Here is a 24783-nt window from a genome sequence, read left to right as displayed (position 1 = left end):
AACCTCATCTTTGAATCTTTCGCGGTTCCCGCGTCCTTTACCTAAAGGGCACGGGAACCGTTTTGTTTACCCGCTTACCTGAAATCAGGTGGGTGTTTGCCTTCCAATGCCGGTAAACTGGGGAGGATAACGTACACCGAGTAAACGGAGATTGCATGTCTGCCATTACCCGTGAGACGGTTGCGCACCTAGCGCAGCTTGCTCATATTGAGATGAGCGATGATGAGCTGGTGGCTTTGGCCTCAGAGCTAGACGTCATCGTTGATTCTGTGAAGTCTGTATCTGATGCTGTGTCAGATGATATTCCGGCAACGAGCCACCCGATTCCTCTCAAGAATGTTTTCCGTGAAGACGTAGTGAGCGATACCCTGAACGCCGAAGAGGCACTGTCGGGCGCTCCCGATGCTGAGGACGGTAAGTTTAGGGTTCCGGCAATTCTGGATGAAAGCTAAGGCGTAAGTAGATACACATGACTGAGATTATTAAACTATCAGCTGCCCAGCTCGCGCAGAAAATGCGCGAGGGCGAGCTGACCTCTGTTGAGATTACCCAGGCGTACATCGACCACATTGTGGGAACCGACGGTGAGGCGCTGGACGATAACAACCGTGCTGCCGGTAAGAGTGGTTTGAATGCCTACCTGCACGTTAACGCTGAAGAAGCGTTGGAAGTAGCAGCCGGTGTGGACGCTGATCGCGCCGCTGGTCAAGAGCTCCCCGAGCTTGCAGGGGTGCCTATCGCTGTTAAAGATTTGATTGTCACCAAGGGGCAGCCCACCACTGCGGCATCTCGCATGCTTGAGGGCTGGATGAGCCCCTATGACGGCACCGTGACTCAGAAGATTCGTGCAGCCCGCATGCCTATTTTGGGTAAGACCAACCTGGACGAGTTCGCTATGGGTTCATCCACCGAGCACTCCGCTTTTGGCGTAACCCGCAATCCTTGGGCGCTGGATCGTATTCCCGGTGGCTCCGGTGGCGGTTCAGCTGTCGCTGTTGCTGCTTTCCAGGCGCCTTTGGCGTTGGGTACTGATACCGGCGGTTCTATCCGCCAGCCCGCAGCGGTAACCGGTTCAGTGGGTGTTAAGCCTACTTACGGTTCTGTCTCACGCTACGGTGTGATTGCGATGGCGTCCTCCCTTGACCAGGTGGGGCCCTGTGCGCGCACCGTTCTTGATACCGCTTTGCTTCACGAGGTCATTGGTGGTCACGACCCCAAAGACTCCACCTCTCTCAATGAACCTGTTGGTGCTTACGCGGACGCAGCCCGTCAGGGCGCTACTGAAGGCGGTCTCAAAGGCCTGCGCGTCGGTGTTATTAAAGAGCTCACCGGCGAAGGCTTCCAAGAGGGCGTACTGGCGCGTTTCAACGAATCTGTTGAGCTGCTCAAGCAGGCTGGCGCTGAAATCGTTGAGGTTTCCCTGCCTTCTGTGAAAGAGGCAATTGGTGCTTACTACCTGATTATGTCGTCTGAGGTTTCATCTAACCTCGCTAAGTACGACGGCGTCCGTTTCGGTCTGCGCGTTGTACCCGAAGATGGTCCCGTGACTATCGAGCGCGTTATGTCAGCTACCCGCGCAGCAGGTTTTGGTGATGAGGCTAAGCGCCGCATCATTCTGGGTACTTACGCACTCAGCGCCGGTTACTATGATGCTTACTACGGTTCAGCGCAGAAGGTTCGTACCCTGATTCAGCGTGACTACGCCAAGGCGTTCGAGGTTGCCGATGTGCTGATTTCCCCGACTGCTCCCACCACCGCTTACAAGTTGGGGGAGAAGACCAAGGGCGATCCCATGGCAATGTACAAGGGTGATATCGCTACGGTGCCCACTAACTTGGCAGGCGTTCCTTCTATCTCAATCCCCGGCGGTTTGGCTGATGAAGACGGTCTGCCCGTTGGTATTCAGTTCACTGCCCCCGCCCACGAGGACGCGCGTCTCTACCGCGCAGGCGCTGGTTTGGAGGCTCTGTTGGAGGCTCAGTGGGGTGCTCCTTTGCATGCTCAGATGCCTGATACTCGTGACCTTATTCGTGACTTCGACTTTGGAGCGTAATACACAATGTCTGATGAAATTTTGAGCTTTGAAGAGGCCATGGAGAAGTACGATCCCGTGCTGGGCTTCGAAGTACACGTTGAGCTGAATACCGCCACCAAGATGTTTGATGCGGCTCCCAACGAGTTCGGCGATACTCCGAACACTAACGTCACTCCCGTTTCGCTGGGTTTACCCGGAGTGCTGCCGGTGGTGAACGGTAAGGCTGTGGAGTCTTCTATTAAGCTGGGTCTGGCTTTGGGCTGTGAGATTGCTCCGGTCTCTCATTTCGCGCGTAAAAACTATTTTTACCCCGATACTCCCAAGAACTTTCAGACCTCTCAGTATGATGAGCCGATTGCTGCCAACGGTTCGATTGATATTGAGCTAGAAGACGGTACCGTGTTCACTATCGATATTGAGCGTGCACACATGGAAGAGGACGCAGGTAAGCTGACCCACAAGGGTGGCTCCTCCGGTCGTATTCAGGGTGCTGACTTCTCACTGGTTGACTACAACCGTGCGGGTGTACCCTTGGTGGAGATCGTGACTCGCCCGATTGTCGGTGCCGGTGAGCGTGCCCCCGAGCTAGCTCGCGCCTATGTTGCCGCTATTCGCGAAATCGTGAAGAATCTGGGTATTTCGGACGCTCGCATGGAGCGCGGTAACGTACGCTGTGATGCTAACGTTTCCCTCATGCCTAAGGGCACCACCGAGTTTGGTACCCGTACCGAGACCAAGAACGTGAACTCTTTGCGTTCGGTGGAGCGCGCGGTACGTTACGAGATTCAGCGTCATGCTGCTGTGCTCGATGCTGGTGAAAAGATTATTCAGGAAACCCGCATGTGGCATGAGGATACCCGCGAAACCACCGCAGGTCGTCCTAAGTCTGATGCCGATGATTACCGCTACTTCCCGGAGCCCGATTTGGTGCCGGTGGTCACTGATGAAGAGTGGATCGAGCGTCTGCGCGCAGAACTGCCCGAGCCTCCTGCCGAGCGTCGCAAGCGCCTGAAGGCTGACTGGGGCTTCTCTGATGAAGAGTTCCGCGATGTGGTAAACGCTGGTGCTATGGACGCTATCGAAGAGACCATTGCTGCTGGTGCTCCTGCCGCCGTTGCCCGTAAGTGGTGGATGGGTGAGATTGCTCGTATCGCCAAGGACCGTGAGGTCGATTTGGCTGAGACCGGTGCAACTGCGCAGACTGTTGTTGAACTGAATAAGCTTATTGAAGCGAAGAAAATCAACGATAAGATTGCCCGCCAGGTACTGGGCTTCGTTATTGATGGTGAGGGTGAGCCTGCCGAGATTGTGCAGAAGCGCAACCTTGCTGTGGTCTCTGACGATGGTGCTCTCACCACCGCTATTGATGACGCGCTTGCTGCGATGCCCGATGTTGCCGATAAGATCCGTGCCGGTAAGGTGCAGGCTGCTGGCGCAATCGTCGGTCAGGTCATGAAGGCTACCCGCGGTCAGGCAGATGCTGCCCGCGTCCGCGAGCTAATTCTTGAAAAGCTGGGCGTTGAGGGCTAACTCTTTCTGGCTCTTCTAGAGTGCTCGTAGCTAGCACAAAGCAAAATCCCCTTTGCCTTCTGAACAGAAAGCAAAGGGGATTTTGCTTTTGCGCTCAAGCCGGTGTGGGGTCACTGGTCAGAATTCACAACAGCGGGTATTAGAGTCCCATGTGGGTGAGGGCAAAGGCGTAGTCCCAGGCAGCATCGCGCCAACGGGTGTAACGCCCGGAACCGCCACCGTGACCACCGTCCATTTCAATTTTGAGCAGGGGTACAGGCGAGGTGGGGTCAATAGTTTCGCGCAGTTTCGCAACCCATTTTGCTGGTTCGACGTAGAGGACGCGCGTGTCATTGAGACTGGTCACTGCGGCGATGGGTGGGTAGCGTACCGGGTGGATGTTCTCGTAGGGTGAGTAAGACTTCATGTACTCGTAGACTTCACGCGATTCAAGGGGGTTACCCCACTCTTCCCATTCAAGGGCTGAAAGCGGCAGTTCCGGGTCGAGGATGCTGGTGAGGGCATCTACGAAGGGAACCTGAGCAATAGCCGCCCGGTATTTTTCGGGGGCGAGGTTGAGCACTGCGCCTATGAGCAGACCACCAGCTGAACCGCCCATGCAGACGATGTTGGTGGCGTCCACAAAGGGCTGGGCAGCCAGATAATCAGTAACAGCAACGAAGTCGGTGAAGCTATTTTTCTTGGCGAGTTTTTTGCCATCAAGGTACCACTGACGACCCAGCTCTCCACCGCCGCGAATGTGCGCGACCGCGAAGATGACACCGCGATTAAGTAGCGAAAGGCGGGCGATGCTGAATGCCGGGTCCATAGAGACCTCGTAGGAGCCGTAGCCATACTGCAAGACAGGGTGCTCGCGGGTGAGATCAAGGTCAGCGCGGTGCATGATGGATACGGGAATATCGGTTCCGTCGGACGCCTGCGCCCAGACCCGGTAAGCACGGTAATCCTCGCGGTTAAAGCCACCCAAAACCGGGGTTTCCTTGCGCATCTCAAGTACGGCGGTTGCCGGGAAGTAATCGTAGATGCGAGTGGGAGTGACCCACGAACCGTAGCTAAAGCGCACCACGGGAGAGTCTCCGTGCGCGGCACTGAGCGTGCAGGTATAAAGTTCTTCGGTGAAATCGGCAGGTTCGTCAAACTTAGGTGAAGTACCACTGACCATGAGCTCTTGCAGCGCAGAGACAGGGGCAAAAAAGAGTCTGCTCGTGGTGTTAGCGCGGGCAGCAACAACCAGACGGTCGCGGGAAAGCGCCACGCCCTCAACACGCACGGTCTCTTGATGGGGCAGAACCTGAACCCAAGCGTTCTTCAACTGGTTAAAAGGCATCGGGACAGCTGGTGCTAACACCACCTCAGAATTAACTGCCCTAAAGTTATGCACAATGAGCAGGTGCTGACTGCCCGCAACGGTCACAGGCTCAACCCCGTACTGCACACCCTCATTTCGCGAGATGACAGGGGTGAGGTGGGCGGCGTCCACACTATCGAGCGCATCGAGGGCAACCACATACACCTCGGCGAACTCACTATTACCGGCTTCAATAATGAGCGAGGACTGGTCGCTAGAAATTTCGGCACCCAACCAGAAACCCGCGTCCGCTTCATGAAAGAGCAGCTGATCTTTCTGCGTTGAACCCAGTAGATGCCTACGCACCTCATAGGGACGCCACGACTCATCGGCAACCGTATAAATCAGCGATGAACCATCGGGAGTTAGAAAAGAACCCGCAAAAATATTGTCGATAGTTTCATCTAACAGGGTGCCGGTAGAACAGTCCAAGAAATGCTGGGTGTAGCGCTCATCGCCGCTGGAATCAACCGAGAACGCCAGCAGCGCCCCATCGAAACTCACGCTGTAGCCACCCAAAGAAAAGTAGGGTAGCTCGCGGGCGAACTCATTGCAATCGAGTAGCACCTGCTCACCGGCAAGGGCAACGCCCGGTTCAATCACCGGGGGAGTGTAATCGGCAATATCATCGTCAGTAGTGGACGCGGCAACCCGGCACATCACCGGGTACTGCTCACCCTCAACCGAGCGCGCAAAGTACCACCACGAACCCTTACGGGCTGGCACCGAGAGATCAGTTTCAAGGGTACGCTCTTTAATCTCACTGAAAATTGCTTCGCGGAGCGGTTGTTGATCCGCTGTGACCTGCTCAGTGTAGGCATTCTCAGCGTGCAGGTGAGCTAAAACCTCTTCGCTGTCTTTATCGCGCAACCACTCGTAAGAGTCGCTGACACTATCTTCATGAAAAGTGCGAACGGTCGGATGCTGGGCTGCTACGGGGGGCTGATGCGTAACCATAGGGTTTACTTCCTGAGCGATGAGTTCAAATCTTAAAAAATCATTTTACGCTGTGGGCGGTGTTGTAAGAAGCTCATACCCCTGCGCCGAGAACCTGATTTATAGCAGGATCTCGGCGGCTTAATATCTGACGTAATGTTTACACATTAAGAAATCTATTCGGGCTGTCTTGACCGGGCACCGGTGCATACGAAAACATAGAGGCAGGTCATGAGAGCCAGCGCTAAGCCCCAGCTAGCTGGTCGGCAACCCTCCAACCGCGGTGGGGTGCCCTGGGTGAAGACCGGGTAACGACTGCAAGGCTCTAAGCCTTGCAGCACCAAACGTTACAAACGCGGGCTTGATGCGCTTACAGACTCTTTGTCACTCTCAGCAGGTAATACTAAGGGTTCAGATGTACTGTGTGCTCAAGAAACTTTGACCGTGTACGGGTAAAAACAACCCCTGTACGCATCAGCCCCACTAAGAAAAACAAAACTTATTGGAGGCATACATGTCAGAGCGCACTATTCCCACCCCCTCAAACCCCACCGGGTGGAAGTTCGAAACACAGCAGATTCACGCCGGGCAAGAACCCGATGCGGCAACCGGCGCTCGCGCACTGCCGATCTACCAGACTACATCCTTTGTTTTTAAAGACTCTCAGCAGGCAGCAGACCGTTTCGCCCTGGCAGAGCTTGGTCCTATTTACACCCGCATCAACAACCCCACTCAAGAGGCAGTAGAGAAGCGTATTGCAGCCCTTGAAGGCGGTGTGGACGCGCTGCTGCTAGCGTCTGGTCAGGCAGCAACCACCTACGCCCTCATTAACGTAGCGGGCGCAGGCGATCATATTGTTGCATCCCCTTCTCTCTATGGCGGGTCATACAACTTGCTCAAGTACACCTTGAAGAACTTTGGTATCGAAACCACTTTCGTGGAAGATCCTTATGACCTTGAGGCATGGAAAGCAGCGGTCCAGCCCAACACTAAGGCTTTCTTCGGTGAGACCCTGCCGAACCCGCGCGGCGATGTCTTTGATATTGAGGGTGTTGCAGGCGTTGCACATGAGGCGGGAGTGCCCCTAATTGTTGATAACACCATTCCCACCCCCTACCTACTGAACCCCATCCAGTGGGGCGCGGACGTCGTGGTTCATTCTGCCACTAAATACTTGGGTGGGCACGGTACGTCGGTTGGTGGTGTCATCGTTGATTCGGGCAACTTCGATTACGGTAAAGACCCCGAGAAGTTCCCCCTGTTCAACACCCCGGACGAGGGATACGGCGGGTTGGTCTACGCCCGTGATCTGGGACCGGATTCACCCTTTGGCGTCAACGTCTCCTACATCATCAAAGCCCGCGTGGGACTGTTGCGCGATTTAGGTTCGTCAATCTCACCCACCAACGCCTTCAACATTGCTATTGGTCTTGAAACCCTCTCGCTGCGCGTGGAACGCCACATTGAGAACACTCGCAAAGTCGCTGAGTACCTTGGAACCCACGAAGCTGTTGAATCGGTGACATGGGCGGGGCTACCCTCATCGCCCTACTACGAGCTGGCACAGAAATACATTCCCAACGGCCCCGGCGCGGTGCTGGGCTTCACCCTCAAAAACGCTGATGCCACTACCGCCCAGAACTTCGTCGACGCCTTGCACCTTCACTCCTTGTTGGTCAATGTGGGCGACGTGCGCTCGCTGGTGGTACACCCGGCATCAACCACCCATTCGCAGTCCACTGATGAGGAGCTTGCCGCCATCGGTATTAATCCTGCCTTTATTCGCCTGTCGGTGGGTATTGAGCACATCGATGACATCCTTGCTGACCTCGAACTAGGTTTTGAGGCAATTAGCTAAGCTCTCCACCGATCCTTGCCGGTGGGTATCGCCCACTGGCAGGGGATTTTTATTCTTGATCGCCTACTTTTATCTGTCTGCCTTTGACCCCAGCAATAGTCTAGGAAAAACCATCAATGACGATTCAACCCCGCAATTTTGCTCGTGAAGACGGAGTACTTCGTTTCGAGACGGTTGGTGATCTCACCCTTGAATCAGGCGAAGTGCTGCCCGAGGTTACTCTTGCGTATGAGACCTGGGGCGAGTTAAACCACGACGCTTCAAACGCGATTCTGGTTTTACACGCCTTGACCGGTGATACCCACGTTTCGCGGGGACTGGTAGGCGGTGATGCCGATGCGAAGACCCGTGCCTATGCTGAGACTGAGGGCTGGTGGGCGGGCATCGTGGGCGCGGGTGCTGTGATTGATACTAACAAGTATTTTGTGGTTTCTCCCAATATTTTAGGTGGATGCAATGGCTCAACGGGGCCTGCCAGTGCCGCTCCCTCCTCTATAGATCCAGAGAACAAACCCTGGGGTTCTCGTTTTCCGCAGGTGACGATTCGTGATACCGTACGGGCTGAGGCGAGGTTAGCCGATGCCCTGGGTATTCCGAGTTTTAGCTATGTTATCGGCGCCTCCCTGGGTGGTGCGCGGTCAGTGGAATGGGCAGCCACTTTCCCCGATCGGGTACGCGGTTGTGCTGTGATCGCGTCAGCATCATCGGCAACGGCAGATACTATCGCCTGGGGGCATATGCAGAACCTGGCGATTCGTCAGGATCCTCATTTCGCGGGCGGTGACTACTACGACGGAGCAGCCCCCGAAACAGGTCTGGCTTTGGCGCGCCGTATCGCTCACACAACCTACCGTTCTGCCGCCGAACTCGACTTCCGCTTTGGACGCGACGTCCAGCCTGGCGAACAGCCCCTGACCTCCTACAACACCGGTCGCGGCAGGTACCAGGTCGAAAGCTACCTAGACTACCAGGGCGAAAAACTTGTTAAACGCTTTGACGCTAACTCCTACCTGGCAATCAATGAGGCTCTTTTAACTCACGACGTGGCGCGCGGACGCGGTAGCCTACGTCAGGCGCTAGAACCCACGGCGCACTGCCACTGGTTGGTTGCCTACGTTGACTCGGATCGTCTCTTTTTTCCCAGTGATTCTCACATTCTTGCGTCCGCACTGCCTCACCCGGTAGAACCTCAGGTCATTCACTCGCCCTCAGGGCATGACGGGTTCTTGATTGAGACCGGTCAAGTAGAGAGGATTCTGCGTCAGGCACTTGCCGAACACAGTGAACGAGAAGAGGAGAACAGGGAAGTGCCCTCCCAGGTGGCTGCTGCCGCTTGAAGAGCTCGGGTTGCCAACGCCTAACTCTTCAATATTCCTGGGGTGCGACTACACCGTGCGAGAATGGGGCTATGACTTACACCGCTGAATATTCCAACCGTCCTGAACAGCGCGAAGATAGCCATTTGGTAGTGCTTTTGCACGGCTATGGTTCTAACGAGCGAGACCTGTTGGGGCTGACCCCGCATCTGCCGAATCAGGGTATGACTTACGTGGCTTTGCGCGCCCCGCAACCAGTAGGTGCGCCTTTTGATGCTGAACTAAATCAGGCGTATATTCCCGGTAGCGCAATGGGCTATCAGTGGTACTCGCTGGATCAGCGCCTGAATACGAACGTGCGCGGGGTCGAACTTGCCAGTGATTATGTACTGCGGTGGCTCGATGATCACGCCGGTATTTATAGCGACATTACCCTCCTTGGCTTTTCGCAGGGCATGGCGGTGGCTACCTCGGTGGCGCGTCATCGTCCTACCGCTGTAAAGGCAGTGATTGGTCTCTCGGGCTACGTTATTGAAACGCAGAGCAACTACTTTGACAATGCCGCGGTGGCTGCTGCTCAGATTCCCCTGTTTTACGGACGCGACCAGGCAGACCCTGTGATTCCCGAAGATAAGGTAGCGTTCACCCTTGAGTACGCAGGTGACCACTTTGAGACGACCAAGAGACTGTACTCGGGCATGGGTCACGGCGTCAACGCCCAAGAAATCGGGCACGTGGCTGAATTTATTGAGCAGAAGGTCATGAACTAAGACGCTCTGCGTGCCGAGCTGTTGCGTCCTTCAAGAAGCGGGTTGCCTTTAGATGCACGATTCACCTCTGCATCTCAGGTGAATCGTGCATCTAAAGGTGAATGACGTTTAGCTCCGGCGTGCGGGACGCGCTTTAGAACTCCTCGCGTGCCACTTTTACAGTCACACCGTTCAGCGTCACGGTGTCACCGGGGTGCAGCTGCTTGCCGCGTGCCTCTTCAATATCGCCGTTGACCTTGACCAAACCGTCCGCAATAACCTCGCGGGCATGCACACCGTTTTCAACCATTGAGGCGAGTTTCAGAAACTGACCCAAGCGAATCATTTCATCGCGAATATAAACTTCTTCAATATCACTCATAGTTCACACTTTACTCGCTTCATTTTTCTCCTGGCAGCAGGTGAACGCTGGTAACCTAGTTCAAGCGCGTTGAACTTTCAAACGCACAGACCCAATAAGAAACCCCAGCACGCCGCATCCAGTGGTGGAGCACAAGGAGCGAAAAGATTCATGGCAGAGAAGTCAGTTCTCGATAACGTTATTGCGCTTGCGAAGCGCCGCGGTTTCGTCTTTCAGGCGGGTGAAATTTACGGTGGTACCCGCTCAGCATGGGATTACGGCCCTCTCGGTGCTGAGCTGAAAGAAAACATCCGTCAGCAGTGGTGGCAGACTTTCGTGCGCGGACGCGAGGACATGGTTGGTCTTGATTCCTCCATTATTTTGCCGAAGGCAGTGTGGGAGGCGTCTGGTCACGTTGCTACCTTTACTGACCCTCTCGTGGAGTGTCTTTCCTGCCACACCCGTCTGCGTCAGGATCACCTCATTGAGGCTTTTGAGTCGAAGAAGGGTCGCGCGCCTGAAAACGGTATGGCTGAAATTGCCTGCCCCAACTGTGGCACCCGCGGTGAGTGGACTGAACCCCAGAACTTCTCTGGTTTGATGAAGACTTACCTGGGCCCGGTTGATAATGAAGAGGGTCTGCACTTCCTACGCCCTGAAACTGCTCAGGGTATTTTTGTAAACTTCAACAACGTGGTAACCGCTGCTCGTCAGAAGCCTCCCTTCGGTATCGGTCAGATTGGTAAGGCTTTCCGTAACGAAATCACCCCTGGTAACTTCATCTTCCGCACCCGCGAGTTTGAGCAGATGGAAATCGAGTACTTCGTTCATCCTGATGAAGCTGATGAACACTTCAAGAAGTGGGTCGATGACTGCTGGAACTGGTTTATTGACCTGGGCATTAATCCCGATAACATGCGTAAGTTCGATGTTCCTGAGGACGACCGCGCCCACTACTCAGCAGGCACTATTGACCTGGAGTACAAGTTCGGTTTCCAGGGTAGCGAGTGGGGCGAGCTCATGGGCGTTGCCAATCGCACCAACTATGATCTTGGTGTACACAACGAGCACTCAAATGCCAAACTTGAGTACTTTGACCAGGCATCCGGTGAGCGTTACGTACCCTACGTGATTGAGCCTTCCTTTGGTTTGACCCGCTCCATGATGGCGTTCTTGGTTGATTCATACGTTGAGGACGAAGCTCCTAACACCAAGGGTGGCGTTGATAAGCGCACTGTGCTGAAGCTCGACCCGCGTCTGGCTCCGGTCAAGGCTGCTGTTCTTCCTCTGTCTAAGAAGGAAGACTTGACCCCGACTGCTGAGAAGCTGGCTGCTGAACTGCGCAAGAACTGGAACATCGACTATGACACCTCCGGTGCAATCGGTCGTCGTTACCGCCGCCAGGACGAAATCGGCACCCCTTTCTGCATTACCGTCGACTTTGACACTCTTGAAGATAATGCTGTCACTATCCGTGAGCGCGACACCATGAACCAGGAACGCGTTTCTTTGGGTCAGGTCAAGAGCTACCTGGCAGATAAGTTGGCTCTCTAAAAAGAACGCGATTTGGTGCGAGGGCACCGGCGAGCGTATGCACCCGGACGCGCTGTTCATCCCCTGCTTGAGGCGCGGGGAAGGGCAACGCGTCCTTAGTCCTATAGACTCTTTGCACCAAAGGTTTTTAGGGGCGGCAACAAAGAAGCACCCGCTACCTCACGGGTGCTTCGTATGCTTCGTGTGCGTAAACCGCAACAGGCGGGGCGGGGTAACTTTTACGCAGCTGCCCCTACCTGCTTCAGCGGTTGAAACTTTTGAAAGTCTGCGCGGGTTATTTCTTTGATGATGGAATCGTACGTTTTGCCGTCAAAGATCAGCGCGTCTGGGACGCGTTCAATTTCTGTGAAACCAACCGAGGTGTAGACGTAGCGGGCGTGGGCGTTGAAGTCGAATACCTCAAGTCTGATGCGTTCAATATCAAGGTTTCTAAAGGCGTAATCAACTAATAGGCGGGTCGCTTCGGTTCCGTATCCCTTGTCCTGTCCAGCAGAACCAATAAGAATACGGTAGTTGAGTGACTGATCTGCAGCGTCATATTCGTTGAGCACTGCTTCGCCCACATATTTTTTCTCGTTCAAAGAGAAGACCGCCAAATCGATGCGGTCAGTTTGCTCGTTGCGTGTTTCGTACCACCTGCGGGCGTGCTCGTAGCCACCGGGGGCGCCGCTTTTTGCGTCCTCGGTAGAATGTACGGTGCCTGTGCGCTTGAGGACATCGGGCTCCTTGATGAAACTGAGCATTGCTTCGGTGGCTTCGCTATCGAATGGACGCAGTTCAACCAGGTCGCCAGTGATGGTGGGTTTATCTGCGAGAGTCTTGGACATAGTCATAATCTAACGATCATACCTAACTGGTACGTAGCAAAACTTTGCGTTCAGGTGAACAGTTGCCGGGTGCGCCCTTTAGCTCTCGTAGACTGGTAGGTAAATACTAAGAATTTCGGCTATGAGCAGCTCGGTTGCTGCATTTATTCACACATGAGGTGTTATGAAAGATTTTACTGTTCGCCCCTGGCAAGATGGCGATGATTTAGCTCTGCTTGAGATTTGGCACGATGCTGATAACAGCACGAATGAGGCATTCCGTGCGTCCATTACGGCTGACTCCGATGCCCAGCCTTGGTCAAGAACCCTGGTTGTTGAGCACCTGGGTATTCCGGTAGCAGCGGGCACTATTTACGAAACGTCCCTTCATCATCGCCATTTATGGTCTTATCTTGAGGTTGCTGCCGAACACCGCAGGCAGGGTGTTGGTACTTTACTGCTGAACAAACTTCGAGAGCTGGCGAAAAGTTCTCCCTCGGGTGTTCATACTCTGCGCACGAAGGTTGAACCCGGTAGCGCAGGGGAAGCGTTCGCGCAGGCACACGGCTTGGAGAATCTGCAGCGCTCGCGTCTGGTTCGTATTGAGGCGGGTGCGATTCCACTGGTGCCACTGCACGAAGATGAAGATGGACGTGCCCACCAGGCAATTGAAGATCTTGCCACCGGCTCGATCGAGCTCACCCAGAAACTGTGGGATTTCTATGTGCGATCACACGCGTGGGATCCTCCAGCTGAAACACCGTTGCCGCGTGTCAATCGCCTCTTTCTTTCTGATGAGGCTGAGGCTTTTGGCGCGATTGTTCTGCGTGATGACATCATCGCTGCCAAGAAGCAGGGCAAAAAGGGCGATATTAAGGCTTTCGCTGTGAGCTACCGTCCGTTGCAGGCTGATGTACCCGGTGCTGAAATTGCGGAGGGCTCCGCAACCGAAATTTTACTTGGTTACGATTATGACTTCGCGGGGGTGCGAGAAGCTATTATTCAGGTGCTTTCGCTGTTGGCGTACCAGTACCCTGTGACGGTTGAAGTTGATGACTCTATGGAGGATTTAGCGGTGCTTATTGACCACTTTGTGAAGTCGGGGGCAGCTTCTGTGGTTACTGAAACCATGGTGGTAGCTGAGACTTCTCTCAAAGCTCTCTAAACCCTGAAACCTGTGGACGCGTCGCCCCTCTTGCCGAGGTAGCGTCGCGTCTTTTTGCTTGAAAAATCAAGCAAAATCGGGAAGATAGACCCGGCTCACGCCGTGAGGAAGAAAAGGCTGCTTGTAACGGTAGGCGGTCTTCTGAGGAGTGAGCTTTTTGGGGTCTGTCAGTATGCATCGGAAGGGTGGGGACGGACAGGTAATGCAGGTGACGACGGGGTATAGACGTAAAAAGTCACGAAATTTTTTGCTGCTTACCTCAGACACACTGGGGGTGCCCTGTGTCACTAGAAAGTGGGCGAACTACTTCTGAAAGGTGGTAAGCTGAGTCTCAAGAAAGTTCGGGCTGAACATATAGTTTGTGGCAGGCTGGGAAAACTGAAAACTGAAGATTTTGGCAGGAGTCTGTGACTCTCGTCAAAAATTTTTTTCGGTAAAAATACTCAGTAGCGTGATAAACAGTCAACTTGGTTCGTCTTATCTGCAGTTCGAAAGAACAGTATCGATGGAAGGGCAAACCGCTCTTCACATGATAGGGAAAGAAAGGTAGCTAATCATGGCTAACACTTCAATTGAAAACCTGCGTAACAGCGTTGTTGTAGCAACCGATGGTGAAAAGATTGGCAAGGTCGGCGAAGTTTACCTCGACGCAGACAACAGCCAGCCCACCTTCGTAACTGTTGCAACCGGTCTGTTTGGCGCAAACGAGACCTTCGTACCTCTGAACAACGCTCAGTACAACGGTGATGAGATTGTTGTTCCCTTCTCAAAGGATTTCGTCAAGGACGCTCCGAGCATCGCTGAAGACGGCGAGCTCTCACCTGCTGAAGAGCAGCGCTTGTACGAGTACTACTCACTCTCAGCAGCTCCCGTAGCTGGCGACCGTGACGTACATGCAACCGAGACTGCAACCACCACCGCAGGTGTCGCAGGTACCGAAGCGCACGCTGACGCTCACCGCGACGTTGACGCGCACGAGGGCGATGTTGTTGCTCACGAAGAGCGCTTGAACGTTTCAACTGCAACCTCAGCACGCGAAACCGGCAAGGTTCGCCTGCGTAAGGTTGTTCACACCGACACCGAGACCGTTGAGGTTCCCGTACGTCGTGAAGAAATTGTTGTTGAGCGCAGCGAAGTTCGTGACGGCGAAGTAGTTGAAGGCTACGACTTCGACTCAGCAGAAGCACGCGCTGACGTAACCGTTACCGCACACGAAGAGCGTCCCGTTGTTTCAACCGAAACCGTTGCAACCGAGCGCGTTTCACTGGGCAAGGAAGTACACACTGAGACCGAGCGCGTTTCAGCTGACGTACGCAAGGAAGAAATCATCGTTGAAGGCGACGAGCAGAACCGTAAGTTCTAATTCTTCCCTCGCTAATTTCTAGCTAGGTGTAACAAAGCCCCGTGCAATTCTTCATACGAGAAATGCACGGGGCTTTGCCGTCAGTACCTAGCGTTACAGACTAACCATTAAAACCAGCGTTGAGTTGAGATATTGTGTCTGAACTGATGACCCCGTAGCAAGTACGAAGCTATGAAACCTCTGGGGTAGGAGCAAGAAAAACCGGGTTTGGATTCTAAGATGGAGCCCCTTGCAGATTTGGGCTTTGAATCTTCTGTTGGTCATGGTCGTCTTTGGGGACGCCATGCCCTGATGAGGGGGTGGCGATTCAGGCATACAAGCTCCCAGCTATCTTGCTGGATTACGCTCTGACTAAGGCAACACAGAACACCTTCAGCAAGGGGTCTAGCGCAGGCACTGTGCCCGCGCGGTGTCCTCCGCGTACCTGACCGCCCCTTCTTGACTCCCTTGTAACCCAGCCACGGTCAGCCCGCCGAATGTGTAGGTGCCTATGTGTTCCTTGCCTCGGACGAAGCGTCCTAGGTCAGCGGTGAAACCCTGGGGATTACCGGCAGTATGATGACTCCGTAAGGTCTGCAACCGCCTGATACCAAGCGACTTGAAGAACCGAGAGCTCGGTGCGGTGCTTGTTCAAAGCGACCGCACCGGCTTCTTCTTTAACCGTTATGTCTTCTGCTTGCCAATGAGGTAGCGCTTGGGCAAAATGACCGGAGATCTGACCCTTAGCGTTCACCACCCGCCACCAGGGAACATTGGAGCCCCAGGTCGCCATGACCCTACCGATGACTCTTGGGGATTCGTCCGTGATTTTGCCCAGATCGCCGTAGGTAGCCACTTCACTAGCCGGGATGCATTCGACCGCCCGCAGAATACGTTCTACTCGCGTTTCATCCATGTATAAAACCTACCTACTGCTTTTGTTCTTGTAAAAATAATCTTAGAAAACTGATTAAAAAGAGTACTTCATTGCTTTCGGATTTTTCGGGGGGGGGGCTCTCTTGTTTGACCTGCCGTATGTGGCAATAGAGGCGCGCCCCTCATTTGCTCTAAAACTAGCTTTTTCTGTTGTGAGTTGCCGCAAACCCCACGCATACGCTGAGTATGCGAAAATTGCTAGGTGACTGAAACTATCGATACCTCTCGCTCAAAGCAGCTCAAGCTGCCTCCCTTGCACCTGGGTAAGCACACTATTGACGTGCCCGTTATTCTTGCTCCCATGGCTGGGGTGACGAACAAGGCCTTTCGTCGCCTGTGCCGTGAGTACGGGGGAGGGCTCTACGTCAACGAGATGGTGACCGCCCGTTCGTTGGTGGAACGCAATCCCGAGTCTTTGCGCATTATCGAACACGATGATGATGAGAAAATCCGTTCGGTGCAGATTTACGGTGTGGACGCGGTGAACGTTGGTAAGGCTGTGCGCATGCTGGTCGAAGAGGACCGCGCCGAACACATCGATCTGAACTTTGGTTGCCCCGTCCCCAAGGTTACCAAGCTTGGTGGTGGCTCTGCCCTGCCGTGGAAGACTGACCTCTTCACCGCCATCGTGCAGAACGCAGTCAAAGAAGCATCGCGTAACGATATTCCGCTGACTATCAAAATGCGTAAGGGTATCGATGAAGACCACCTAACTTTTATTGAGTCAGCAAAAATTGCTCGAGACGCCGGCGTCGCTGGTATCGCTTTGCACGGTCGCACCCTGGAACAGCGGTACTCGGGCAAGGCAGACTGGAATGCTATTGCAGAGCTGCGCGAAGCGATTCCCGATGTTCCCATTTTGGGTAACGGTGATATTTTCGCCGCTGAGGACGCTATCGATATGGTTGAGCAAACAGGTATTGACGGCGTAGTGATTGGACGCGGTTGCCAGGGTCGTCCGTGGCTTTTTGGTGATTTGCAGAATGCGTTTGAGGGTTCTGAAGAGCGCCATCGCCCCGGCGTGAGCGAAGTTGCCGATATGATTTACCGCCATGCTGAGTTGCTGGTGGAGACTTTTGGTGATGAACTCAAGGGGCTGCGCGAAATCCGTAAACATGTTGCCTGGTACTTTCACGGCTACCCGGTGGGCGGTCAGCTGCGTGCCAAGATGGCAACCGTGCCTGATCTGGCGACCTTGCGCGAATACTTATCAGAACTGGATCACTCCATTGGCTATCCCGGTGCCTCGGTAGAAGGTTCCCGTGGACGCGCTGGATCACCGAAGAAACCGCACCTGCCCGATGGGTGGCTAAACTCGCGGATTCTGGGAGACGCCGAACGCTTGGGTCTGGTGGGCGCCGAGCTGGACATCTCAGGCGGGTAAAACACCCCTCAAATGTACCGTCTTAAAGCGAAAATACCGTCTTTGGGGAGCAGCTCATATTTTCGCCCGAAGACGGTACTTTCTTTATGCTTGATGCTATGACCGATTACGCCCACCTCTACGCTGATCGCCCCGAAACTTTAGCGTTACTCCGTGAGCTGGAGGAAAACCGCACTATCTGGTTGCCCCACTACTCGCTCACTGCTCGTGATAATGGCGCTGAAATCGGCGTGGCAGTAGCTCACGTTGCGTTTGTGCGGTGTTGGGTTGGTAGCTTCCCGACCCTTCTTCTTGCTGGGCTTGCGGGGGAGGAAGGCGCGTCCATGCAACTACTATCTACCTTGAGTCAGCGGGCAGAGTCGGACGCGCGGAGTACAGGTACTCCCAGCTGCTTACTCGCGCACGCAGATGCCGTTCATACCCCAGATTTCTTCGCTCAGTTGGGTTTTAAACCTGCTCGCTACGAGGGCATTAAAACTGAAGCGCCCATCGAGCGCAGTCACTTCTTAGTGCGCAATCTTAACCCCGATTTTGAATTAGCGCCGGGAACTATCGTTTACCCTCCCGAATACGGGTTTGACGACGATAGCGATATTCTTTAAGCATTAGGAAAGGACGCCCACCATGAGTTTTACGTCGAACCACCAGCCTCATGCGGGGCAGCCTCCAGAAATTGGTAGCTCTACCGGTTATACCGAGCAGGACGTTCAGCGGTGGGTGCCTGAGCACCATCGCAACGTCTACCGTTCGGCGTTTGAGCGGGATCGCGCGAGAATTTTGCACTCTTCTGCCCTACGGCGCTTGGGTGCTAAAACTCAGGTGCTGGATCCGAATACCGATGATTTTGTGCGCACCCGACTCACCCACTCGCTTGAGGTTGCCCAGATTGGTCGAGAAATAGGGCGCATGCTGGGTTGCGACCCTGACCTGGTGGATGCCGCCTGTCTTTCGCACGATCTGGGGCATCCGCCCTTTGGGCATAATGGCGAGACTGCTTTGAACGAGCTAGCGCAGGACGCCGGCGGATTTGAGGGCAACGCTCAGACTTTACGGTTGCTCACCCGTCTAGAACCCAAGGTCATGCGCAATGACGATGGTAGTGCCGGGCTGAATTTGACCCGCGCTACTTTGGACGCCTCCTGCAAATACCCTTGGACGCGCGAGGCAGCGCCCGCTCGTACCGATGGCAAACCCAACCGTAAGTTCGGGGCTTATGCAGATGATATGCCGGTGTTTGAATGGTTCCGTTCTGAGGCAGTGGCAGCAGGTGCTGCACCCACTCAAAAGTGCATGGAAGCTCAGGTCATGGACCTTGCCGACGATATTTCGTATTCTGTGCATGACGTTGAAGACGCGGTATTCGGCGGTCATGTGCAGCTGCATCACCTCAATGACCCCGCTGCACGCGAACGGGTCTTTGAGAAAACCCGCCAGTGGTATCTACCCAATGCCACCGACGAGCAGCTTAACGCCGCCCTCATGCGTTTAGAGAACATTGATCGGTGGGGTACACACATGAGCGGCTCGCGCGCGTCCATGGCGGGTTTCAAAGCCCTGACCTCAGATGTGATTGGTCGTTTTGCCGCCGCTGCCGTACATGCAACCCGTGAAAAATACGGGAACGATCCCTTGGTACGCTACAACGCTACTCTTGTTGTTCCGCTTGAAACTGAACACGAAATCGCGGTGATGAAGGGGATTGCCACCGCCTACGTGATGACCACGCGGGACGCGCTGCCCCACTACGAACAGCAGCGCAGCGTCCTCGGTGTTCTTGTTACCGCGCTTTTTGAAGACACTTCTTTACTTGATAGAACTTTCCGTGCAGACCTCGTAGAGCTAGGTCCCAATGACGATGCCGCACGTCTGCGCTTGGTGATTGACCAGGTAGCTTCACTCACCGACCGCTCAGCCCTTGATCTCTTCAAACAGATAACAACAACGGGAAGATAGCTTTTCAGTAAAGGGGATCAACGTGCTTTTAGCGTATGAGCGCATGAAATCTTGAGCTATCAGCAAGCACCGGCTCTACCCCGGCATAGGTGGACTAGACTGTTATCTGTGGCAGGTTTAATTCGACGTGAAGACATAGACGAGGTTCGTTCTCGCACCGACATCCGCGAGATCGTTGAGGGGTACGTGACCCTCAAGGGTGCCGGTATCGGCTCCTTTAAAGGGCTGTGCCCTTTTCACGATGAGCGCACGCCCTCTTTTCACGTGCGCCCGCAGATGGGCACCTACCACTGTTTCGGTTGCGGAGAATCTGGTGACGTCATCGCTTTCGTCATGGCGATGGACCACACCTCTTTCACTGAAACTGTCGAAAAGCTCGCTGCTCGCATCAACTACGAGCTACACTACGAAGCCGGGCAAGCACCCGACAAACGCGAAACCGGTAAGCGCCAACGACTGCTTGACGCTCACAAAGTCGCCGCGGAATTCTTTCAACGCAACCTCTATACCCCCGCCGCTAGCGAAGCGCAAAAGTTCATGGGCGGGCGAGGTTTTGACCCCGAAACCTGCAAAAAGTTCGGTGTCGGCTATGCACCCAAAGGTTGGGATAACCTCCTCACATTCCTGCGTTCCCGTGGCTTCACCGACGATGAACTGCGCGAAACCGGCATGTTCTCAGAAGGTAACAGAGGGCTCTACGACCGCTTTCGCGGGCGCGTCGTGTGGCCTATCCGCGCACTCGGCGGCGAAACAATAGGCTTTGGCGCTCGCCGTCTGTACGAGGACGATAAAGGCCCCAAATATCTCAACACACCAGAGACCCCGCTCTACAAAAAATCCCAGGTGCTCTATGGTATCGATCTTGCAAAACGCAACATCGCCAAGAAGAAACAAATTGTTGTCGTAGAGGGCTACACCGATGTGATGGCAGCGCATGTTGCCGGTATTGATACTGCCGTTGCTACCAGTGGTACCGCCTTCGGTGAGGGGCACATCAAAATCATTCGCAGGCTCATGGGGGACGACGGCAGCGGCGGAGAAGTTATTTTCACCTTCGATGGGGACGCCGCCGGACAGAAAGCAGCCCTCTCAGCTTTTGAAGATGACCAGCGTTTCGTTGCCCAGACCTTCGTTGCCGTTGCCGCCTCGGGAATGGATCCCTGCGATCTGCGCCTTGAACAAGGGGATGCCGCGGTGCGCGCCCTCGTAAAATCGAGGCGTCCGCTCTTTGAATTCGCTATCGACGCTACTTTGCGAACCTTCGACCTCACCACCGTTGAAGGGCGTGTACGTGGCATGCGAGCTATTGCTCCCATCGTCGCGGGAATCAAAGATTCCTCCCTGCGTCCTGCCTACATACGTCGAGTTTCTGGTCAGCTGGGACTTGACATTGACGAGGTACAACGAGCCGTCAGCTGGGCGCTACAAAACCCACAGGTTTCAGCCCGCGAACGTGCCCGACTCGCAGAGCAAACCCGCACCGAACCTGCCACAGAGCAGGCGCCAGCCACCGGCGCGGACGCCTTCGAGCAACCCGATATGCGTGACCCAGTAGCCCGCATGGAACGCGAAGCGCTCGAAATCATCATTCAGTGCCCGCAGCTTCTGGGACAAGGGCAATGGCAAGAACTCGCGAAAATCAGCTTCCGCTACTCAGTACACGCCGCACTCGGACGCGGAATCATCGGAGCCGCCGCACAGATGTGGCCAGAACCCGGAGCAACCTGGGTTAATACCATCCGCGCCTACGCACCTGAACCTGTACACCCTCTGCTCGCGGAACTCACCGTCGCGCCCATACCTGCCTCCACCGAAGAGCAACTAGCACGCTACGCCCGCGATATTCTCAACCGACTCTTCGAACAACAAATCAACCGCCAAAAATCAGACCTCCTCATGGAAATTCAACGGCTCAACGCCGATGCTGCACCCGAAGAATTCCAACGCATCCAACGCGAGCTTATGCAGCTCGAAATCGCGCGCAGACGCATCATGGAAGGGCAAGACTAGACGGAGCGCCAGCTTTTCACACCAACAACCAGCCCATGTGATGCACTTCATTTATTTTCGATTTGCACCACCCCAAAAACCTGCGTATAGTTATTACTCGTTGCAGCGATTGAAATATCGCAGGGAACATTCCCCCGTAGCTCAATTGGCAGAGCATTCGACTGTTAATCGAAGGGTTACTGGTTCGAGTCCAGTCGGGGGAGCAAAACTAAGACTCAGCTTCGGCTGAGTCTTTTTGTTTCTCTGTCTTCAGTTTTTTGTTTCCTCGCTTGCTCGGAAAAACTGAAGACAGCTGGTTCGAGTCCAGTCGGGGGAGCAAGCAAACCGCCATTCACTAGGCTAAACAGCCAAGTGGGTGGCGTTTTTTTCATGCCCAAAAACAGGGCACCCGCCATTTACCCTGGGTACAGCCTTGGCGATTTGGTTTGTACGGGCTTTCTGTCTTCAGCTTTTTACTTCCTCGCACACTCGGAAAAACTGAAGACGGTCACGTTGGAGGGGGTATCGCTTTCGCTGTTATGCGCCTTTACGCGCAGTAAAAACTGCGAAATATGCCGGACGCGCGGTAAAGCTGTCAAAATAGAAAATATGACTGAGAATATTTCTGCTGAAAAGATTGAGGTAGTAGCAGACGCTGAGCTGCCTACCGGTATGGTCAGTGTTCGAGCCACTGGTGAAGGTGATTTCACGACCTTGGTGCAGACTAAGCACTATGCGTGGGTCATGGATGAACCGGAAAGCGTCCCCGGTGGTTTGGGGCTGGGTCCTAACCCCTACGAGATGCTTCAGTCGGCACTGGCGTCCTGCACTCTCATGACTGTTGGTATGTACGCGCGTCGTAAGAACATCGAGTTGGGTGACACACGCGTTTCGGTAACCCACTGCGCTCAACTAATGCCTAACAAAGAGCGCCGTAGCCGTTTTACCGTCGTCATTGAATTTGCTGAATCGCTGAGTTTTGAACAGCGGACGCGTCTGCTTGAGATTGCGCGCCGTTGCCCAGTTCACAAGACGCTAACGGGAACCGTTGAAGTTGTCGCTGAAGAGGGCTAAAAGTTTCGCAGTAAAGTGAGTTTTCTTGCAGTGGGGCTTTGGTGTTCTGCTAAATCAGCCTAAACTTAGATAAAGACGCGTAAAGTATTTTTAGAAGTAGACTTACTATGAATGAGAGGTGGATATGTCCACTCACGAAAACCTTAACGGTTCAGAGCGAGCCGAATCGGGCGTGCGTGCCAGTATTAAACGCATTAAAGCTAGCGTTACTGGTGTCGCTGACGCGGGTAAGGTACTGACCCGTCTTGCTCCCAAGCAGGTTAAAGACGAAGTTCAGATTGCAAAACTTGAGCTCAAAGACAAGGGTATTGCCGTTGGCAAGGGCGCAGCAGTAGCTGTTGTTGGTCTTATCTTTGCTCTGCTTATGGCAATTGCACTGGTTATTTTGATGTTTGTTGGTCTGTCGAAGCTCATGCCTCCGTGGGCTGCTGCACTGGTACTGGTTCTTATTTTCTTGGTGCTTGCTGCAATCCTAGCGTTTGCGGGCTACAAGATGATTATGAAACAGCTGCCTTTCAAGCCTGAATCTGCGATCTTCGGTATTCTTTACGACCTTGGTGTTCTGAAGGAAGGCTCAGCAATGACTTCCCAGCGCGTCAAGAGCGAAATGCGTGAGAAGGAAAGGCAGAAGGAAACTGAGAAGAAGGCTGAATCAACGAACGAAGACGGCTCACAGAAGGCTCCTGCTGCTCCTGCACCTAACGAGGATCAGCTCAAGCAACGCACTCAGCAGCGCCGTGAGCATATGAAGAGCCTGCGCGATGATTTCGATCGTCACACCGCTCAGGTCAAGACTAACCTTGCGACCCTGACCAATAACTCAAAGCAGGCTGCGATGCAGACTCCTTCACGAGTTGCAAACGCTGGTGCTCGTATCGGTCGCAATGCTTCTGACGCGCAGAACCTGCAGGCACGCTGGCAGCCGCTTGCTACACTGGCTGCCTCGGTGACCGCGTTCATTGTTTTCTTGGGTAAGCTGATCCGCAAATAAAAGCGGTGAACACCCTTTATAAAACTGGCTCTTCACCGGATAGGGTGACGGGCCAGTTTTTTGTGCCTTGGGTAATTTACTGCCCAAAACTGTTGTGAAGAATCGGTAGGGCTGTGATACCGGGTATTCTTGAATACGTTGAAAACCCCGCCGAGTGATTCAAAGGTTGTATGAGATGGTTTCGCCTGCTTTGACTGTGATGATTGGTGCTGACACCTACCCGCCCGATGTTAATGGGGCAGCGCAATTCGGTCACCGTTTGGCTCTTGCTATGCGAGATCGTGGTCATGAGGTACACGTGGTTGCGGCAAACCCCGAGAACGGTTCTAGCGTCCGCCGTGTGATTGAGGATGGTATCACTGAGCACCGTTTGCGTTCTCATAAGGTACCCACGCACGAGTATTTGCGGATCTGTTCTCCCTGGGAAATCTGGCGTGAGGTGGGGCGAATTCTTGATGAGGTTAAGCCTGATGTAGTGCATCTTCAGTGCCATCTGGTGGTGGGACGCGTGCTGGCAGCTCAGGCGGTTCGCCGCGGTATTCGCGTGGTGGCTACCAACCACATGATGCCTGAGAATCTTGCGCCGTTTCTGCCTGTTCCCCATGCGGCTCAGGGAGCTATCGCTAAGGGTCTGTGGTGGGATATGGGTAGGGTGCTGCGCAAGGTGCAGGTGGTGACCACCCCGACACCCATCGCGGTGCAGGCGATGCACGATTCTGGAGTGTTTAAGCGCGATGCGATTGCGGTATCTAACGGCATTGAAATCGGGGATTATGAGCTACAGGACCATGAGAGCATCGAGAAGAATCCCGATCAGCTGTCCATCTACTTTGTGGGTCGCCTAGCGGTTGAGAAAAATATCGATGTTCTTTTGCGCGCCTTCGCTTTGCTCCCTGCGGAGCTTTCCCACGCGGTGCTTGAGATCGCAGGTGATGGTGAGCAGCGCGATAAGCTAGCGGCGCTTGCTGATGAGCTGGGTATAAGTGACCGCGTGCGTTTCTTGGGGTACGTTTCAGATGAGGAGCTTCGCGCGGGTTACCTGCGTGCGGATGTTTTCTGCCAGCCCGGTACTGCCGAGTTGCAGTCGCTGGTGACCCTTGAAGCGCTCAGCGCGTCCTTACCTGTGGTGTTGGCGGACGCGCTTGCTCTGCCCCATCTGGTGCGCGAGGGCGAAAACGGTTACCTCTTTGAACCGGGCAACGCTCGGGATCTAGCGGAGAAGCTCGCCTCGATTCTTTTGCTGGATGATGAGGGGCGGCAGCAGATGGGAAAAGCCAGCAAAGCACTGGTTGCCCCGCATCGGGCTGAAAATACCTGGCAGATTTTTGAGTCCCTCTACGTTTCAAATCTGCACTACAATAAAGCTCTTGCGGAGGTACACGACCGGCGCAAGGCGCACGGCTAGGGTATTTTTTGCGCGTCTGCGACTTTGCGGTAATCTAGAGGTGTGTTGCGC

At 54.3% G+C, this 24783-nt stretch carries 20 protein-coding genes, 1 tRNA gene and 1 riboswitch; of the genes, 17 read left to right on the top strand and 4 right to left on the bottom strand.

The features are described 5' to 3' along the window. The first annotated feature begins 155 nt into the window (after positions 1-155). Genes gatC through gatB form a run of 3 tightly spaced genes read left to right on the top strand, consistent with a single transcriptional unit; the run spans position 156 to position 3565 of the window. Positions 156-452 (top strand): Asp-tRNA(Asn)/Glu-tRNA(Gln) amidotransferase subunit GatC, encoded by a 297-nt coding sequence (gene gatC / locus JR346_RS07820; protein WP_204877339.1) that lies wholly within the window; start codon positions 156-158, stop codon positions 450-452. 17 nt (positions 453-469) lie between these two features. After that, the gene (gene gatA, locus JR346_RS07815; RefSeq protein WP_204877338.1) at positions 470-2053 is read left to right on the top strand and encodes an Asp-tRNA(Asn)/Glu-tRNA(Gln) amidotransferase subunit GatA; all 1584 of its coding nucleotides are present in this window, start codon (positions 470-472) and stop codon (positions 2051-2053) included. A 6-nt stretch (positions 2054-2059) separates the two neighbouring features. Next, positions 2060-3565, top strand: coding sequence for an Asp-tRNA(Asn)/Glu-tRNA(Gln) amidotransferase subunit GatB (gatB, locus tag JR346_RS07810; RefSeq protein ID WP_204877337.1), 1506 nt, complete (start codon positions 2060-2062; stop codon positions 3563-3565). Positions 3566-3704: 139 nt separating this feature from the next. On the opposite strand, the gene JR346_RS07805 is transcribed toward gatB, so the two are convergent. Continuing rightward, positions 3705-5870, bottom strand: a complete 2166-nt coding sequence (locus JR346_RS07805) for a S9 family peptidase (RefSeq protein ID WP_205482152.1) — start codon at positions 5868-5870, stop codon at positions 3705-3707. A gap of 206 nt (positions 5871-6076) precedes the next feature. After that, positions 6077-6211, top strand: a riboswitch (SAM riboswitch). A 152-nt stretch (positions 6212-6363) separates the two neighbouring features. Here JR346_RS07805 and JR346_RS07800 point away from each other — a divergent pair. The 3 genes from JR346_RS07800 (at position 6364) to JR346_RS07790 (ending at position 9793) form a co-directional block, all read left to right on the top strand. Then, positions 6364-7707 (top strand): O-acetylhomoserine aminocarboxypropyltransferase/cysteine synthase family protein, encoded by a 1344-nt coding sequence (locus JR346_RS07800; RefSeq protein ID WP_205482151.1) that lies wholly within the window; start codon positions 6364-6366, stop codon positions 7705-7707. A gap of 116 nt (positions 7708-7823) precedes the next feature. After that, positions 7824-9044: a homoserine O-acetyltransferase gene (locus JR346_RS07795; protein WP_205482150.1), complete on the top strand. Its 1221-nt coding sequence runs from the start codon at positions 7824-7826 to the stop codon at positions 9042-9044. Positions 9045-9115: 71 nt separating this feature from the next. Then, on the top strand, positions 9116-9793 hold the full coding sequence (locus JR346_RS07790) for an alpha/beta hydrolase (RefSeq protein ID WP_204877333.1): 678 nt from the start codon (positions 9116-9118) through the stop codon (positions 9791-9793). A 133-nt stretch (positions 9794-9926) separates the two neighbouring features. On the opposite strand, the gene JR346_RS07785 is transcribed toward JR346_RS07790, so the two are convergent. After that, positions 9927-10154 (bottom strand): RNA-binding S4 domain-containing protein, encoded by a 228-nt coding sequence (locus JR346_RS07785; protein ID WP_204877332.1) that lies wholly within the window; start codon positions 10152-10154, stop codon positions 9927-9929. Positions 10155-10304: 150 nt separating this feature from the next. On the opposite strand from JR346_RS07785, the gene JR346_RS07780 reads away from it, so the two are divergent. Then, positions 10305-11687: a glycine--tRNA ligase gene (locus JR346_RS07780; RefSeq protein WP_204877331.1), complete on the top strand. Its 1383-nt coding sequence runs from the start codon at positions 10305-10307 to the stop codon at positions 11685-11687. A 218-nt stretch (positions 11688-11905) separates the two neighbouring features. On the opposite strand, the gene JR346_RS07775 is transcribed toward JR346_RS07780, so the two are convergent. Further along, positions 11906-12514 (bottom strand): GNAT family N-acetyltransferase, encoded by a 609-nt coding sequence (locus JR346_RS07775; RefSeq protein WP_205482149.1) that lies wholly within the window; start codon positions 12512-12514, stop codon positions 11906-11908. 163 nt (positions 12515-12677) lie between these two features. Here JR346_RS07775 and JR346_RS07770 point away from each other — a divergent pair, with 163 nt between their 5' ends. Together JR346_RS07770 and JR346_RS07765 are read left to right on the top strand one after the other, a co-directional pair. Continuing rightward, positions 12678-13658: a GNAT family N-acetyltransferase gene (locus tag JR346_RS07770; protein ID WP_205482148.1), complete on the top strand. Its 981-nt coding sequence runs from the start codon at positions 12678-12680 to the stop codon at positions 13656-13658. 556 nt (positions 13659-14214) lie between these two features. Then, a complete protein-coding gene (locus JR346_RS07765; protein ID WP_204877328.1) occupies positions 14215-15021 on the top strand; it encodes a DUF2382 domain-containing protein in 807 nt (268 codons plus the stop codon). 544 nt (positions 15022-15565) lie between these two features. Here JR346_RS07765 and JR346_RS07760 read toward each other — a convergent pair. Then, positions 15566-15916 carry an MGMT family protein gene (locus tag JR346_RS07760; protein WP_205482147.1) on the bottom strand — a complete coding sequence of 117 codons (351 nt, stop codon included), beginning with the start codon at positions 15914-15916 and terminating at the stop codon, positions 15566-15568. Between the two features lie 222 nt (positions 15917-16138). Here JR346_RS07760 and dusB point away from each other — a divergent pair, with 222 nt between their 5' ends. The 8 genes from dusB to JR346_RS07720 all read left to right on the top strand — a co-directional run bounded on the left by dusB (position 16139) and on the right by JR346_RS07720 (position 24732). Next, complete coding sequence (gene dusB / locus JR346_RS07755; protein WP_240333914.1) at positions 16139-17320, top strand: tRNA dihydrouridine synthase DusB; 1182 nt, start codon at positions 16139-16141, stop codon at positions 17318-17320. An 86-nt stretch (positions 17321-17406) separates the two neighbouring features. Next, complete coding sequence (locus JR346_RS07750) at positions 17407-17922, top strand: hypothetical protein (protein ID WP_204877325.1); 516 nt, start codon at positions 17407-17409, stop codon at positions 17920-17922. 22 nt (positions 17923-17944) lie between these two features. Further along, the gene (locus tag JR346_RS07745; protein ID WP_204877324.1) at positions 17945-19273 is read left to right on the top strand and encodes a deoxyguanosinetriphosphate triphosphohydrolase; all 1329 of its coding nucleotides are present in this window, start codon (positions 17945-17947) and stop codon (positions 19271-19273) included. A 108-nt stretch (positions 19274-19381) separates the two neighbouring features. Then, positions 19382-21283, top strand: a complete 1902-nt coding sequence (dnaG, locus tag JR346_RS07740; RefSeq protein ID WP_204877323.1) for a DNA primase — start codon at positions 19382-19384, stop codon at positions 21281-21283. 130 nt (positions 21284-21413) lie between these two features. After that, positions 21414-21486 (top strand) — tRNA-Asn (locus tag JR346_RS07735). A 385-nt stretch (positions 21487-21871) separates the two neighbouring features. After that, positions 21872-22336: an OsmC family protein gene (locus JR346_RS07730; RefSeq protein ID WP_205482146.1), complete on the top strand. Its 465-nt coding sequence runs from the start codon at positions 21872-21874 to the stop codon at positions 22334-22336. Positions 22337-22460: 124 nt separating this feature from the next. Then, complete coding sequence (locus JR346_RS07725) at positions 22461-23327, top strand: phage holin family protein (RefSeq protein WP_205482145.1); 867 nt, start codon at positions 22461-22463, stop codon at positions 23325-23327. Between the two features lie 175 nt (positions 23328-23502). After that, the gene (locus JR346_RS07720) at positions 23503-24732 is read left to right on the top strand and encodes a glycosyltransferase (RefSeq protein WP_205482144.1); all 1230 of its coding nucleotides are present in this window, start codon (positions 23503-23505) and stop codon (positions 24730-24732) included. Positions 24733-24783 lie beyond the last annotated feature (51 nt).

The organism is Rothia sp. ZJ932 (assembly GCF_016924835.1).
In the GTDB taxonomy this organism is placed as follows: domain Bacteria; phylum Actinomycetota; class Actinomycetes; order Actinomycetales; family Micrococcaceae; genus Rothia.
This window is presented reverse-complemented; position numbering and strand designations above follow the sequence as displayed.

Excerpts from the sequence above, each read along its gene's own strand:
- gatC (WP_204877339.1), top strand. The coding sequence starts at position 156 with ATGTCTGCCATTACCCGTGAGACGGTTGCGCACCTAGCGCAGCTTGCT.
- gatA (WP_204877338.1), top strand. The coding sequence starts at position 470 with ATGACTGAGATTATTAAACTATCAGCTGCCCAGCTCGCGCAGAAAATG.
- gatB (WP_204877337.1), top strand. The coding sequence starts at position 2,060 with ATGTCTGATGAAATTTTGAGCTTTGAAGAGGCCATGGAGAAGTACGAT.
- JR346_RS07805 (WP_205482152.1), bottom strand. The coding sequence starts at position 5,870 with ATGGTTACGCATCAGCCCCCCGTAGCAGCCCAGCATCCGACCGTTCGC.
- JR346_RS07800 (WP_205482151.1), top strand. The coding sequence starts at position 6,364 with ATGTCAGAGCGCACTATTCCCACCCCCTCAAACCCCACCGGGTGGAAG.
- JR346_RS07795 (WP_205482150.1), top strand. The coding sequence starts at position 7,824 with ATGACGATTCAACCCCGCAATTTTGCTCGTGAAGACGGAGTACTTCGT.
- JR346_RS07790 (WP_204877333.1), top strand. The coding sequence starts at position 9,116 with ATGACTTACACCGCTGAATATTCCAACCGTCCTGAACAGCGCGAAGAT.
- JR346_RS07785 (WP_204877332.1), bottom strand. The coding sequence starts at position 10,154 with ATGAGTGATATTGAAGAAGTTTATATTCGCGATGAAATGATTCGCTTG.
- JR346_RS07780 (WP_204877331.1), top strand. The coding sequence starts at position 10,305 with ATGGCAGAGAAGTCAGTTCTCGATAACGTTATTGCGCTTGCGAAGCGC.
- JR346_RS07775 (WP_205482149.1), bottom strand. The coding sequence starts at position 12,514 with ATGTCCAAGACTCTCGCAGATAAACCCACCATCACTGGCGACCTGGTT.
- JR346_RS07770 (WP_205482148.1), top strand. The coding sequence starts at position 12,678 with ATGAAAGATTTTACTGTTCGCCCCTGGCAAGATGGCGATGATTTAGCT.
- JR346_RS07765 (WP_204877328.1), top strand. The coding sequence starts at position 14,215 with ATGGCTAACACTTCAATTGAAAACCTGCGTAACAGCGTTGTTGTAGCA.
- JR346_RS07760 (WP_205482147.1), bottom strand. The coding sequence starts at position 15,916 with ATGGATGAAACGCGAGTAGAACGTATTCTGCGGGCGGTCGAATGCATC.
- JR346_RS07750 (WP_204877325.1), top strand. The coding sequence starts at position 17,407 with ATGCTTGATGCTATGACCGATTACGCCCACCTCTACGCTGATCGCCCC.
- JR346_RS07745 (WP_204877324.1), top strand. The coding sequence starts at position 17,945 with ATGAGTTTTACGTCGAACCACCAGCCTCATGCGGGGCAGCCTCCAGAA.
- JR346_RS07730 (WP_205482146.1), top strand. The coding sequence starts at position 21,872 with ATGACTGAGAATATTTCTGCTGAAAAGATTGAGGTAGTAGCAGACGCT.
- JR346_RS07725 (WP_205482145.1), top strand. The coding sequence starts at position 22,461 with ATGTCCACTCACGAAAACCTTAACGGTTCAGAGCGAGCCGAATCGGGC.
- JR346_RS07720 (WP_205482144.1), top strand. The coding sequence starts at position 23,503 with ATGGTTTCGCCTGCTTTGACTGTGATGATTGGTGCTGACACCTACCCG.